This is a genomic window from Streptomyces sp. NPDC003691, assembly GCF_053981115.1.
Window position 1 is genome coordinate 121,956 of sequence record NZ_JBSFNQ010000002.1, and the last position, 13,067, is coordinate 135,022.

At 72.1% G+C, this 13,067-nt stretch carries 10 protein-coding genes; 5 read left to right on the forward strand and 5 right to left on the reverse strand.

The features are described 5' to 3' along the window. Nucleotides 1-175: 175 nt before the first annotated feature. The 4 genes from ACWDR0_RS01655 (at nucleotide 176) to ybaK (ending at nucleotide 4,410) form a co-directional block, all read left to right on the forward strand. A complete protein-coding gene (locus ACWDR0_RS01655) occupies nucleotides 176-1,717 on the forward strand; it encodes an oxidoreductase (RefSeq protein WP_456349668.1) in 1,542 nt (513 codons plus the stop codon). 278 nt (nucleotides 1,718-1,995) lie between these two features. After that, on the forward strand, nucleotides 1,996-3,033 hold the full coding sequence (locus ACWDR0_RS01660; protein ID WP_456349571.1) for a hypothetical protein: 1,038 nt from the start codon (nucleotides 1,996-1,998) through the stop codon (nucleotides 3,031-3,033). Between the two features lie 11 nt (nucleotides 3,034-3,044). After that, entirely contained in the window at nucleotides 3,045-3,785 is a 741-nt protein-coding gene (locus tag ACWDR0_RS01665) for an LON peptidase substrate-binding domain-containing protein (RefSeq protein WP_456349572.1), read from the forward strand. Between the two features lie 115 nt (nucleotides 3,786-3,900). After that, nucleotides 3,901-4,410 carry a Cys-tRNA(Pro) deacylase gene (gene ybaK, locus ACWDR0_RS01670; RefSeq protein WP_456349573.1) on the forward strand — a complete coding sequence of 170 codons (510 nt, stop codon included), beginning with the start codon at nucleotides 3,901-3,903 and terminating at the stop codon, nucleotides 4,408-4,410. A 527-nt stretch (nucleotides 4,411-4,937) separates the two neighbouring features. Here ybaK and ACWDR0_RS01675 read toward each other — a convergent pair. From ACWDR0_RS01675 to ACWDR0_RS01690, 4 genes are all read right to left on the reverse strand, one after another. After that, nucleotides 4,938-5,651 (reverse strand): ABC transporter permease, encoded by a 714-nt coding sequence (locus ACWDR0_RS01675; RefSeq protein WP_456349574.1) that lies wholly within the window; start codon nucleotides 5,649-5,651, stop codon nucleotides 4,938-4,940. A gap of 34 nt (nucleotides 5,652-5,685) precedes the next feature. Then, nucleotides 5,686-6,531, reverse strand: a complete 846-nt coding sequence (locus ACWDR0_RS01680) for an ABC transporter permease (RefSeq protein ID WP_456349575.1) — start codon at nucleotides 6,529-6,531, stop codon at nucleotides 5,686-5,688. Beyond that, the gene (locus ACWDR0_RS01685; protein WP_456349576.1) at nucleotides 6,528-7,493 is read right to left on the reverse strand and encodes an ABC transporter ATP-binding protein; all 966 of its coding nucleotides are present in this window, start codon (nucleotides 7,491-7,493) and stop codon (nucleotides 6,528-6,530) included. The genes ACWDR0_RS01680 and ACWDR0_RS01685 overlap by 4 nt, the downstream gene beginning before the upstream one ends. Nucleotides 7,494-7,585: 92 nt before the next feature. Further along, nucleotides 7,586-8,845 (reverse strand): NYN domain-containing protein, encoded by a 1,260-nt coding sequence (locus ACWDR0_RS01690; protein ID WP_456349669.1) that lies wholly within the window; start codon nucleotides 8,843-8,845, stop codon nucleotides 7,586-7,588. Nucleotides 8,846-9,129: 284 nt separating this feature from the next. On the opposite strand from ACWDR0_RS01690, the gene ACWDR0_RS01695 reads away from it, so the two are divergent. After that, on the forward strand, nucleotides 9,130-9,306 hold the full coding sequence (locus tag ACWDR0_RS01695) for a hypothetical protein (protein WP_456349577.1): 177 nt from the start codon (nucleotides 9,130-9,132) through the stop codon (nucleotides 9,304-9,306). 165 nt (nucleotides 9,307-9,471) lie between these two features. Here ACWDR0_RS01695 and dnaE read toward each other — a convergent pair whose 3' ends face one another. Continuing rightward, a complete protein-coding gene (dnaE, locus tag ACWDR0_RS01700; protein ID WP_456349578.1) occupies nucleotides 9,472-13,011 on the reverse strand; it encodes a DNA polymerase III subunit alpha in 3,540 nt (1,179 codons plus the stop codon). Between the last annotated feature and the right edge of the window lie 56 nt (nucleotides 13,012-13,067).

Consider the following 13,067-nt stretch of genomic DNA (forward strand, 5'->3'; position numbering starts at 1 on the left):
CAGCACCCACGGGTGATCGTTGACCACTAGCGTTCACCCCGTCACTCAGCGGGAATAACGGCGGTACGCGCCCGGATACGGGATACGCGCGACGCCGTCGAGGAACGGGGGAAGCGCAGTGGCCGAGCCGTCGGTCGACGGTCCGCCGGACGGGCTGAGCCCGGCCGAGCTGCGGATGTGGAACGCCTTCAGAAACGGCAGCACCTTCGATCTCAGCGACCCCGATCCACTGCGGAACGATCCCTTCTCGCCCCATCCGTGGGGGCCGGAGCGGCACGTCCGCGCCGACATCGTTGCCCTGCTGCTGCTCGACGGCCCGCCGCCGCACCCCGGGCGGGTCGCCGCGCTCAAACTCCGCGGCGTCCAGATCACCGGGACGCTGAAGCTGGCGGGCGGGACCGTCGGCCCCTATGTGGAGCTGCACTCCTGCCGCTTCGACAGCGAGATCCTGATGCCGGAGGCGCATGTCACCACCCTGCGGATGGTGGCCTGCCTCATCCCCAAGCTGGAGGCCGCCCGGCTGCGTACCGAGGGCGATCTGCACCTGCCGCGCTGCCGGGTCGAGCACGGCATCCGGCTCACCGACGCCCAGATCGGCACGGACCTGCTGATCAACCAGATCCGGGTACGGCCGGACCGGCGCGGCCGGGCGATCACCGCGGACGGGCTCTCGGTCGCCCAGGACCTCCAGGCCGAGATGATCCAGACCTTCGGCGAGTTCAGCCTGCGCGGCGCGAAGATCGGCGTTTCGCTGAGCCTGCGCGGCAGCATGCTGCGGGCGGCGGCCGAGCGCCGGGCGCTGAACGCCCCGCAGCTCACCGTGGAGCGGACGCTCTATCTGACCGGGGCGTGGGTGAGCGCGGCGACCGGCGACCCGGGCGCCACCCCGCCGTACGGGGTGATCCACAGCGGCGCCCGGCGCGGCACCCGGCTCCAGCCCTTCGAGTGCCACGGCGGGGTCCGGCTCGACGACGGCCGGTTCGGGGACGCGATCGACCTGCACCGGGCCCGGCTGGTGATGAACACCGGCGAGGAGCTGTCGCTGCGCCGGATAGTCACCCCGGAGCTGCGGTTCAACGCCGAGCGGCTGGAGGAGGGCCGGGTGGTCCTCAACGGCGCCAAGGTGGTCACCCTGGTCGACCTGGCGGCGAGCTGGCCGGGCCCCGGCGGTCTGGCGATGGGCGGTTTCGTCTACGAGAACCTGGTGCCGATCGACGCGTTCCCGCTGGCCAGACGGCTGGAGTGGGTGGAGTCGGCGACCCCGGAGTACTCGCCGGAGCCGTACGAGCGGCTGGCGACCGTACTGCGCAACAGCGGCGAGGACGCGGACGCCCGGGAGGTCCTGCTGGCCAAGCAGCGGCGGCGCCGGGAGACGCTGCCGCTGGCCGGGAAGATCTGGGGGCATATCCAGGACCTGACCGTGGCCTACGGCTACCGGCCGGGGCGGGCCGCGCTCTGGATGGCCGTGCTGTGGGCGGCGGGCGCGCTGGCCTTCGCGCAGGCCCGGCCCGAGCCGTTCAAACCGGGCGAGCATCCGGAGTTCAATGCCCCGCTGTACGCGCTGGACCTGCTGGTCCCGGTGATCAACCTCGGCCAGGAAGGGTACTGGCGGCTGGAGGGCCACTGGCAGTGGACGGCGGCCTGCCTGATCCTGCTGGGCTGGATCCTGGCGACGACGGTCGCGGCGGGCGCGACCCGGCTGCTGAGCCGGGGCTGACCCGGGGCCGGCCCGCGGGGCGGCCGGACGGCCGGAGTGCGGGCCCGGTCTCGGGGCGCGGGCCCGGCTCCGGGGGCGCGGCCGCCGCGGGGTGCGGGCGGTCTCCGGGGCGCGGCCGCCCGCGGCGTGGGCAGGCTCCGCGGGTGCGTGGGCGGGCTCCCCGGGATACCGCATTCTTTACGCTCTTTACGGTCTCTTGCCTTACCACGGCACAACCTTCAGGCCGCCACCAAAACTTCACACCGTTCCGCTGGCAAAGTACCGACCCGGGTTTTTCAATGGTCGACACCATGGCACTGCTCCGCGCCCTGCTGCGCACTGCACGCGTGATTCGCCACAGCCCGCGGCTCTCGGACGGTCTGCCGCCCGACGAAGCGGTACTGCTCGACGTCCCCGACGCCCGTACGGCCCCCTCCCTGGTGGCCGCCGCGGACGGCGACTGGGAGCCGGCCGCGAAGCTGCTGGCGACCACCCGCGCGGAGGCCGACTGGGAGAGCCGCGACCTCCAGGTGGCCCGGCTCGCGGCCTTCGCGTACGCGCGGGACGACTGGCTCGTGCACTGGCTGGCCGAAACGCCCCGCGATCCCGATGCCCTGGTCGTCAAGGCCGAGCTGGAGATACGCCGGGCCTGGGACTCCCCCGCCCGCCGCGAACGGCTCCGGGAGATGGGGCCGCTGATCGACGCGGCCGCCGACAGCGCGCCCGGCGACCCGGTCCCCTGGCGGATCGCCCTCGACCACGCCCGCGGCAGCCATGCCACGCACGGCGCCTTCGAGTCCCTCTGGGAGCAGGCGATACGCCGCTCCTCCCACCACTACGGCTGCCATGTCGCGGCCCTGCGCTATCTCTCCGCCCAGTGGTACGGCTCCCACCGCGAGTGCTTCGACTTCGCCGAGCAGGCCGCGGCCGACGCCCTGCCCGGCTCGCTCATCAAGGCGCTGCCGGTGCGGGCCGCGTTCGCCCAGCTCCTCGGCGGCGGCTACAGCTCGGTGCACGCCGAGCGCATCGACCGGGCCGCCGATCTCGCGGTCGAACTCTCCGCGGGCCATCCGCCCGCCGATCCGGGACCCGCCGAGGTACGGAATCTGACCGTCTCCGTGCTGCTGCGCCGGGGCCGCTGGGAGTCCGCGCTGGAGCAGTTCCGGCTGATCGGCCCGTACGCGACCTCGTTCCCGTGGACGTACTTTTCCGACGATCCGCTGGGCCGGTTCCTCAAGGCCCGGGAGGGTGTACGGCACCGGCTGGCCTCGGCGATGCCGCTGCGCGCGGCACCCGGGTGGGCCCGGACCGGCCGGGACCGGCCCGCCGCCCATTAGTCTTGTCCGACGTGACCATCGCACGACTGCCGCTCTTCCCGCTGAACTCGGTGCTGTTCCCGGGGCTCGTCCTGCCCCTGAACGTCTTCGAGGAGCGTTATCGCGCCATGATGCGCGAGCTGCTGAAGACGGACGAGTCCCTGCCGAGGCGCTTCGCCGTCGTCGCCATCCGCGACGGCCACGAAGTGGCCCCCTCCGAACCCGGTATGCCCGATCCCACCGGCCGGCCCGAACGCGGCCCGGCGGCGGGCTTCGGAGCCGAACCGCTCAAGTCGTTCCACCGCATGGGCTGCATCGCCGACGCGGCGACCATCCGGGAGCGCGAGGACGGCAGCTTCGAGGTGCTCGCCACCGGTACGACCCGGATCAGGCTGCTCTCCGTCGATACCGACGGCCCCTTCCTCACCGCCGAGGTGGAGGAGGTGCCCGAAGTTACCGGCGACGACGCGGGAGCGCTCGCCGAAGGCGTCCTGCGGGCCTTCCGCGCCTATCAGAAGAGGCTGGCGGGAGCCCGGGAGCGGACCCTGACGGCGCCCCCGGACCTGCCGGACGAGCCGTCCGTGGTCTCCTTCCTGGTCGCGGCCGCGGCCGTGCTGGACACCCCGGCGAAGCAGCGGCTGCTGGAGGCACCCGATGTGGCGACCCGGCTCCGGGACGAGCTGACGATGCTGCGGAGCGAGACCGCCGTCATCCGGCACCTTCCCTCGGTACCCGCCGTCGATCTGACCCGGGCGCCGACCAGCCTCAACTGACCCCGGGCGGTACGCCCCCGCCCGGCCGCGGGCGGGCCGGGCCGTACCGCCCGTACCGCCCCGACCGACGGGCCGCGCCGCGCCCGCGGCCGGCCGTACAAGGAGAGCGTGCTCCGTGGCGAAGAAGAACGGCAGGAAGCAGCAGAAGGCGGCCGGCGGGACGCCCGCGACGGTCGCCCTGACGGCCGCGGGCACGGCCTACACCGTGCACGCCTACGACCACGACCCCTCCTCGCCGTCCTACGGCGAGGAGGCGGCCGAGGCGCTCGGGGTCTCACCGGACCGGGTCTTCAAGACCCTGGTCGCGGATGTCGACGGCGAACTGACCGTGGCCGTCGTCCCGGTCGCGGGCCAGCTCGACCTCAAGGCGCTCGCCTCCGCGGTCGGCGGCAAGCGGGCGGCGATGGCCGATCCGGCGGCCGCCGAGCGCACCACGGGCTATGTCCGGGGCGGGATCTCCCCGCTGGGGCAGCGGAAGCGGCTGCGGACCGTCATCGACGCCTCGGCCGGGACGCACACCACGATCTGTGTCTCGGCGGGCCGCCGCGGGCTGGAGGTGGAGCTCGCCCCGGGCGATCTGGCGGAGCTGACGGGAGCGGTGCTCGCGCCGATCGGGCGGGCGTAGGGGCTCGCGCCCCGGGGTGTACGGAGGACCTCCCGCGCCGACCGGTGGTGCGCGGGGGCTCGACGGGGACGGCGTCCTCGGCTACGACCGAAGGGGACGCCCCCGGGCGTCCCCGACGTGTTCGTGCGTCGCGCGATTCCGTGCCGTTGCCGCGAAGGAGCCCCGCCGTGTCCAAACGCACCCGCAAACGCAAATGGCGCACCCGTAAGGCCAACCACGGCCGCCGCCCCGCATAACACCGGTGCCGTGCACCCCCGGGCCGGGGGTGCACGGCACCCGTATGTCCCGCGCCCGGCGCCGGGGCGGTGTCACACACACCCGGCCGGGCCGCCCGGGACGGCGTCCCCGCCGGAGAAGCACAGGGCGGTCCGGAGCGACGCCCGACGCGGCACCCGGCGCCGGTCCGGCACCACCGGAAACCTCAGCGTCCCTCCGCCGCGGCAGCGGGCACTGCGGGGGCGCCGCGCCGTCTGTCACAGCGGAGCGACCTCCGGAACTCGGCGGAAAAGCGGACCGCGGGCGGCGGGTCAGCGGGTGACCGGGCCCCACGGGTCCTGCGCGGGGTGGTCGTCCGTGGCGGGTTCGCGGTCGCCGAAGAGGGAGGTGAGGCCGAGGTGGACGACCATGGCCGCGAGGGGCCAGGTCAGCAGGACACCGTACGCCCGCATCTTCAGCGGCGCGTCGAACGTCACGCCCGCGCCGACCTCCCGCGCGTGCGCCGCCACATCGGTGGCCGGGCCGAGCCAGATACCGAGCCGCCAGGCCAGCACCGCGCCGAGCAGTCCGCCCGCGGCGAGCCCGAGGACCAGCAGGACACCGCCGCGGCGGCGGAGGAAGAAGACCCCGGCCGCGCTGACCGCGCCGAAGGCCAGGCCCAGCAGTGCGAAGGTGCCGTCCGCGCCGATCGCGGCCTCGCCCTCGGTGTCCTGGAGGAAGACGGCCTTGCCGTCGGAGATCAGCGGGACCCGGGGGGCCAGCCAGAGCCACAGCAGCCCGAGCGCGATTCCCAGGACCGCGACCGCGGCGGTCACCAGTGCCGCGTCGCGCAGATCCGCCCGGCGCTCGGCCGCGCGCGCGGCACGCTCCTCCTGCGAGGGGGGCGCGAAGCCGGGCCAGGGGGCGGGCGCGGGCGGCTGCCCGTGCTCCGGTGCACGCCAGGGATTGTCCCCCGGCTCGTGCCCCGAACTCTGCCCCGGCTCATGGCCCGGTTCCTGGTGCGGCGGTGTCAGCGGTGCGGTCACCGTGCCATCGTGCCAGGCATGCGCCGAGCGCGCCTCACCGGACCGCCGCGCGACGATACGCCCAGGTCGCGACGGTCAGCGAGAGCACGCCGACCACGGCACAGACCCCCAGGTGAAGGGCGACTCCGGCCCAGTCGGGCCGGGAGTCGAAGGTACGCGCGAGAGCCTCGACACCGTAGGTGGAGGGCATCAGCTCGCGGAGGTACGCGATCGGCTCGGGCAGCCGGGCCGCGGGCAGTACACCCAGCAGCAGCGCGGCGGACATACCGAGCTGGCCGAGGAGGGTGGCGAGTTCGGGGCGGGGGGCGAGCAGGCCGAGGGCCGCGCCGAGCCCGGCGAGCGCCGCGCCGCAGAGCGGAACGACGGCCACCAGGATCCAGAGATGGGTCATCGGCAGACCGAAGAGCAGACTGCCGGTGACGGCCGTGACGATCGTCCCGGGCACGGTGAAGGAGGCGTACGCCCCGGCCGCGCCGAGGACCACGGCGGCGGGCGGCACGGGCAGCGTGGCGTAGTGGTCGAGTCCGCCGCTGCCGCGGAGCTGGCCGAAGTACTGGGCGAGGAGGTTGAGCGCAACGAACGCGACGACCAGGACGGAGGAGCCGGCCACCACGGCCCGGGCTTCGGCGCCGCCGTCGACGACGCCGCGCATCAGGACCATGATCCCGACGGACTGGAAGGTCGCCACGAAGAGCAGGGGGATCCGGGCCACCCGGGCCCGGGACAGCTGGGCCCGGTAGACCGCCGCCAGCGAGGGCAGCAGCCGGGCCCTGGGGGCCAGCGGGGCCGGGGCCGCCACCGCGTCCACGGCCCGCCCCTGCTCCTTCTTCTCCGTCGTCCGGATCCGTTCGGACACCGTCTGTACGGGCACGATGCTCACGCCTTGACCAGCCCCTTCGTCGCGTTCCCCCCGAGCGCCAAGTACACGTCCTCCAGGCTGGGCGTCGCGAGCGAGAAGTCGTCGAGCGCCGCGAAGGCCGCGCCGCCCGTGACGGCCGCGACGGCGGCGCGCGCCTCGTCGGGTGCCAGCCTGAGCACCCAGCGGCGGCCGGACTCCTGCGCGGAGGCGCGCAGCGCGGCGACCTCCGGGACGTCCAGCGGTGCCCGCTCCCGCCACACCAGCTCCACCCGTACCTCGCCCGCGATCCGTTCCTTGAGCCCGCCGGGGGTGTCGCAGGCGATGACCCGCCCGCGGTCCAGCACGGCGACCCGGTCGAGGACGGTCTCCGCCTCGATGACGTTGTGGGTGACGAGGACGACGGTGGTGCCCTGCTCGGCCCGGCGGCGGTCCACGGCGGACCATACGGCGCGGCGGGCGACCGGGTCCATACCGGTGGTGGGTTCGTCCAGGACGAGCAGCGGGCGCTCGCCGACGAGCGCGGCGGCGACACAGGCGAGCCGGCGTTCCCCGCCGGAGAGCTTCTTGAGGGCGCGGCCCGCGAGCGGGGTCAGCCCCAGCTCCTCCAGGACCGCGTCGCGCTCGGCCCGGGCCTCGCGGACGCCGAGGCCGCGCAGCCGGCCGGTGGTCTCGGCGGCGAGTCCCACGGTCAGTTCGTCGAGCGCGGTGGACTCCTGGCCGAGGTAGCCGATGAGCCGGGCGGCGCGTTCGGGGTGGCGTACGAGATCGTGGCCGAGGACCTCGACGGCGCCCGCGTCGGGGCGCATCAGACCGGTCAACTGGCGGACGAGGGTGGACTTCCCGGCGCCGTTGGGCCCGAGCAGTCCGAAGATCTCACCGCCGTGCACCTCCAGGCTGATGCCGTCGGTGGCCCGGACCTCGGGGGTGGCGGGTACTCCCCGGCGGGCGCGCACGGCAGGGTACGTCTTCACCAGTCGCCGCACCACGCACACCGTACTCACGAGGTACGAGAGTACGGGGTCCCCGGACCGCCGCCGTGCCCGGGTGCCCCGTGCCGGAGCGCGGCCCCGGGCGGCTATTCGCCCGCCGGGGCGTGTTCGGCGGCGGTGCGGACGTCGATCTCGCGCCAGAAGCCCGCGCGGATGGCATAGCGGTCGTGCTCGTCGATCTGGTCGTCCTTGTGCGCCAGCAGTCCGAAGCGGGCCGCGTACCGCAGCAGCTCCCCGTCGATACGGTGCGGAATCCGGGGGTACATGGTGGACAGCTTGGACACATGGCCGTTCTCGGGGAGCCGGTCCATCCAGCGGCGGGCGAAGACCTGGCCGACTTCGAAGGGGTCGCCGCCGACGGTGGTGATGTCCTCCTCCCGGTCGGCCCACCGCTGTTCCGCGCTGGTCAGCTGGGCCAGGGTGGGCAGGGACGCGGTCTCGGGCGGTTCGCCGAGGGCGCCCGCCCGGTCGATCCAGCCCCGGTCGGAGGACCAGCGGAGGGTCGCGGTGGCGGGCGGCTGGGGCAGCTGGGTGCCGGGGGCCCGCAGGGCGGCCAGGTCCTTGGGGGTGGGTACCCCCTTGGCGGCCGGGGCCACCGGCTGTTCCCCGTCGGCCACCGGGACCACGGGGGGTGTCCGCTCCCCGTCGGCGCCCGCTCCGGCGCCGGCCGCCTCCGCCGCGGCCCGCTCCTGGGCGGCGGCGATCGCGGCCTCGGGCAGCGGTGCGGAGAGGATGGCGGCGATCTCGGGGCGGGGTGCGGGCGGCGGGGCGCCGAGTCCGCCGAGGTCCCTGGCCCGGACCGCCCGGGTGATCCAGGAACGGTCCAGCACCCGGCGTTCGTCGGCCTCGGCGACCAGGTCCTCGGACTGGTTGTAGTCGCCGTCGGCGGCCTGGACGGCCCAGAGGTGGACGGCGACCCCGTGCTCCTTGGCGGACATCAGTCCGGGCAGCAGATCCCCGTCGCCGGTGACCAGGACGATATCGGAGCAGGCATGGTTTCTGGCCAGCTCGGTCAGCTCCGCGTGCATCGCGGCGTCGACGCCCTTCTGGGCCCAGCGGCCGTCGCTGCTGCGGGTCAGGGCGCCCAGCCGGACCGTGACCCGGGGCATCACGCGCAGCCGCCGGTGTTCGGGCTGGGGCACCCGGTCGGGGGCGCCGTCGAACCAGTAGATACGGAGCAGGGGCCGCTCGGTGTCGCTCTCGGCGAGTTCCCGCAGGCCCTGGACGAGGGCGGGGTGGTCGACGGCGATCCGGGAGCGGGCCGGTTCCCCGGCGAGCAGGCTAGCCGCCGCCCCCAGCAGATATCCGGCGTCCACCAGGACAACACAGCGGTCCACGCGCTCCACCCTCTTTCGGCTCACCCCGGGACCGGCCCGGGGTCGCGCCCCGGGCTTGCACCGAGTCTGCCCGACGTGATCGGCGTTGACGGCCGGAACTCGATCTTCGGCGTGGCGGAAACCCGGGTGCGCCCCGGTGGAAACCCTGAAGGAGGCCCCGGTTCACACCTTTGACAAGGCACCTTTACCCACCGCAATGATCCAAAATGCGGCGTATCTGCCCATATGTGAGTCTGGTCGCGGTCCCAGACAGGCCCCTTGCCACGAGTTCCCCTTGATGTGGAGGCATTCCCATGGCCAAGAACAAGAACCGCAAGGATCGTCAGCAGAACCGTTCTTCGCAGCCGGAGCAGGCGCAGGAGCAGGCGAAGTCCACCGCGTACGAAGCCCAGAACAGGCCGCAGACGCAGGCCCAGGGCAGTCCGGCGGATGTGGCCCGCAAGCACCAGAGGCGTTTCGGCCACAACTGACCGGCCGCAACTGACCGGTCCCGTCCGGCACCGGCTCTTCCGGCACCGACCCGTCCGTCAGGGACGTGAACCGTGCGGACGGTGCGGAACGGAGTGAGGGGCGCACCCGTGACAACGGGTGCGCCCCTCACTGCCGCGGGCCGCGGCCGGGCCCGGCGACGGCCGTCAGCCCGCCAGGCAGGACGGTCCGAGCAGGACCTTCAGATCGCCGAAGAGCGCCGGATCGGGCTGGACCCGGTGCCGGTCGAGCCGGAGGAGCGTGGTGCTCCGCGGCCCCTGGAGCTTGATCCGCACCTCGGTGTTGCCCCGGTGGTGGCTGAGGATCTCCCCCAGCCTGGTGACCATCGGCGGGGTGACCTTCACGGTCGGAATGGTGACGATCACCGGCGCGTTGGTCCCGGCCGAGGAGAGGTCGGGGACCATCAGCTCCATCGCGACCAGCCGGGGCACGTCCTCCCGCTTGTCCAGGCGTCCCTTGACGAAGACGACGGTGTCCTCGACCAGCTGGGTGGAGACCAGCTGGTAGGTGGCGGGGAAGAACATGCACTCCAGGGAGCCGGCCAGATCCTCGACGGTGGCGATGGCCCAGGCATTGCCCTGCTTGGTCATCTTCCGCTGGAGGCCGGAGATGATGCCGCCGATGGTGACGACCGCGCCGTCGGCGTGCTCCCCGCCGGTGAGCTGGGAGATCGCCGCGTCCGACTTGTCGGACAGGACGTGCTCGATACCGAAGAGCGGGTGGTCGGAGACATAGAGGCCGAGCATCTCGCGCTCCTGGGCGAGGAGATACGCCTTCTCCCACTCGACGTCGGAGAACTCCACATCGAGACCGAAGCCGGGCTCGTCGCTGTCCTCGTCGCCCATGCCGCCGAAGAGGTCGAACTGCCCCTCGGCCTCCTTGCGCTTGACCGCGACCACATTGTCGATCATGGGTTCGTGGTGGGCGACCAGGCTCTTGCGGGTGTGGCCCATCTCGTCGAAGGCGCCGGCCTTGATCAGCGACTCCACGGTCCGCTTGTTGCAGACGACGGCCTCGACCTTGTCCAGGAAGTCGGGGAAGGATCCGTACTTCCCCTTGGACTTGCGGCAGCGGATGATCGAGTCGACCACGTTGGTGCCGACGTTCCGGACGGCGGAGAGACCGAAGAGGATGACGTCGTCGCCCTGGGCGGCGAAGTTCGACTGGGACTCGTTGACATTGGGCGGCAGGACCTTGATGCCCATCCGGCGGCACTCGTTGAGATAGACCGCCGACTTGTCCTTGTCGTCCTTGACCGAGGTCAGCAGCGCCGCCATGTACTCGGCGGGGTAGTTCGCCTTGAGATAGGCGGTCCAGTAGGTGACCAGGCCGTACGCGGAGGAGTGGGCCTTGTTGAAGGCGTATCCGGCGAAGGGGACCAGCACGTCCCAGAGCGCCTGGACGGCCTCGTCCGAATAGTTGTTCTTCCGGGCACCGGCCTGGAAGATCGTGAAGTTCTTCGCCAGTTCCTCGGGCTTCTTCTTGCCCATCACCCGGCGGAGGATGTCGGCCTCGCCGAGCGAGTAGCCCGCGATGATCTGGGCGGCCTTCTGCACCTGCTCCTGGTAGACGATCAGGCCGTGGGTGAGGTCGAGGACCTCCCGGAGCGGTTCCTCCAGCTCCGGGTGGATGGGGGTGATCTCCTGCTGCTTGTTCTTCCGCAGCGCGTAGTTGGTGTGGGAGTTCATGCCCATCGGGCCCGGCCGGTAGAGGGCCGAGACGGCGGAGATGTCCTCGAAGTTGTCGGGCTTCATCAGCCGCAGCAGGGACCGCATCGGCCCGCCGTCGAACTGGAAGACGCCGAGCGTGTCACCGCGGCAGAGCAGTTCGTACGTCGTCGGGTCGTCCAGCGGGACGGAGAGCATGTCCAGCTCGACGCCCTTGTTCGCCTTCACCATCTTGACGGCGTCGTCCATGATGGTGAGGTTCCGCAGGCCGAGGAAGTCCATCTTCAGCAGGCCCAGCGACTCGCACTGCGGGTAGTCCCACTGGGTGATGGTGACACCGTCGGTGTGCCGGACCCAGACCGGGGCGTGGTCCACGATCGGCTCGCTGGACATGATCACGCCGGCCGCGTGCACACCCATCTGCCGGACCAGGCCCTCGACACCCCGGGCGGTGTCGATGACCTTCTTCACATCCGGCTCGTTCTCGTACATCCCGCGGATCTCGGCGGCCTCGCCGTAGCGGGGGTGCGAGGGGTCGGTGATGCCGGAGAGCTCGATGCCCTTGCCCAGGACATCGGCGGGCATGGCCTTGGTGAGCCGGTCGCCCATCGCGTACGGATAGCCGAGGACCCGGGCGGAGTCCTTGATGGCGTTCTTGGCCTTGATCTTGCCGTAGGTGCCGATCATGGCGACCTTGTCGGCGCCGTACTTCTCGGTCACGTACCGGATGACCTCGACGCGCCGGCGCTCGTCGAAGTCGATGTCGACATCGGGCATCGAGATGCGCTCGGGGTTGAGGAAGCGCTCGAAGATCAGTCCGTGCTCGATGGGGTCGAGGTCGGTGATCCCCATCGCGTACGCCACGATCGAGCCGGCCGCGGAGCCACGGCCCGGGCCCACCGCGATGCCGTTGCGCTTGGCCCACATGATGAAGTCGGCGACGACGAGGAAGTATCCCGGGAACCCCATGTCGATGATGACCGACATCTCGTACTCCGCCTGGCGGGCCCGGTCGTCCGGGACCCCGCCGGGGAAGCGGCGCTCCATCCCGGTGCGGACCTCGGCCTGGAACCAGGTGACCTCGGTGTACCCCTCGGGGATGTCGAACTTCGGCATCAGGTTCCGGGCCTGGAACATCCCGGTGGTGTCGACCTGCTCGGCGACCAGCAGCGTATTGCGGCAGCCCTCCTGCCAGGCGTCCGACGAGTCGACCGCGTACATCTCGTCGGTCGACTTCAGGTAGTAGCCGGAGCCGTCGAACCGGAACCGGTCCGGGTCGGAGAGGTTCTTGCCGGTCTGGATGCAGAGCAGGGCGTCGTGGGCGGTGGCCTCGTGGGAGTACGTGTAGTGGGAGTCGTTGGTGACCAGCGGGGGGATCCCGAGCTTCTTGCCGATCACCAGCAGCCCGTCCCGGACCCGCCGCTCGATCTCGATCCCGTGGTCCATCAGCTCCAGGAAGTACCGGTCCTTGCCGAAGATGTCCTGGTAGTCGGAGGCCGCCTGGAGCGCCTCCTTCTCCTGCCCCAGCCGCAGCCGGGTCTGGAGCTCGCCCGAGGGGCAGCCGGTGGAGGCGATCAGCCCCTCGGACCACTGGGCGATGGTCTCCTTGTCCATCCGGGGCCACTTCTGGAGCCAGCCCTCGGCATAGGCGTCCGAGGAGAGCCGGAAGAGATTGTGCAGACCGGTGCTGTTCGCCGCCCAGATGGTCTTGTGGGTGTAACCGCCCGAACCGGAGACGTCGTCCCGCTTCTGGTGCGGCTGCCCCCACTGGATCTTGCGCTTGTTCCGCCGGGACTCCGGGGCGACGTACGCCTCGATGCCGATGATCGGCGTCACGCCCGCCTTCACCGCCGTGTGGAAGAAGTCGTACGCCCCGTGCAGATTCCCGTGGTCGGTCATCGCGATATGGGTCATGCCCATCTCGTTGCACGCGGCGAACATGTCCTTCAGCCGTGCCGCACCGTCCAGCAGCGAGTACTGCGTGTGTACGTGCAGATGCGTGAAGGGCGGCTTCGTCACGGCGGGGGCCTCCAGAGAACGGCGGGGCGGGGGGACGGCGGAGTGTCTAGGGGGAC

Excerpts from the sequence above, each read along its gene's own strand:
- ACWDR0_RS01655 (WP_456349668.1), top strand. The coding sequence starts at position 176 with ATGTGGAACGCCTTCAGAAACGGCAGCACCTTCGATCTCAGCGACCCC.
- ACWDR0_RS01660 (WP_456349571.1), top strand. The coding sequence starts at position 1,996 with ATGGTCGACACCATGGCACTGCTCCGCGCCCTGCTGCGCACTGCACGC.
- ACWDR0_RS01695 (WP_456349577.1), top strand. The coding sequence starts at position 9,130 with ATGGCCAAGAACAAGAACCGCAAGGATCGTCAGCAGAACCGTTCTTCG.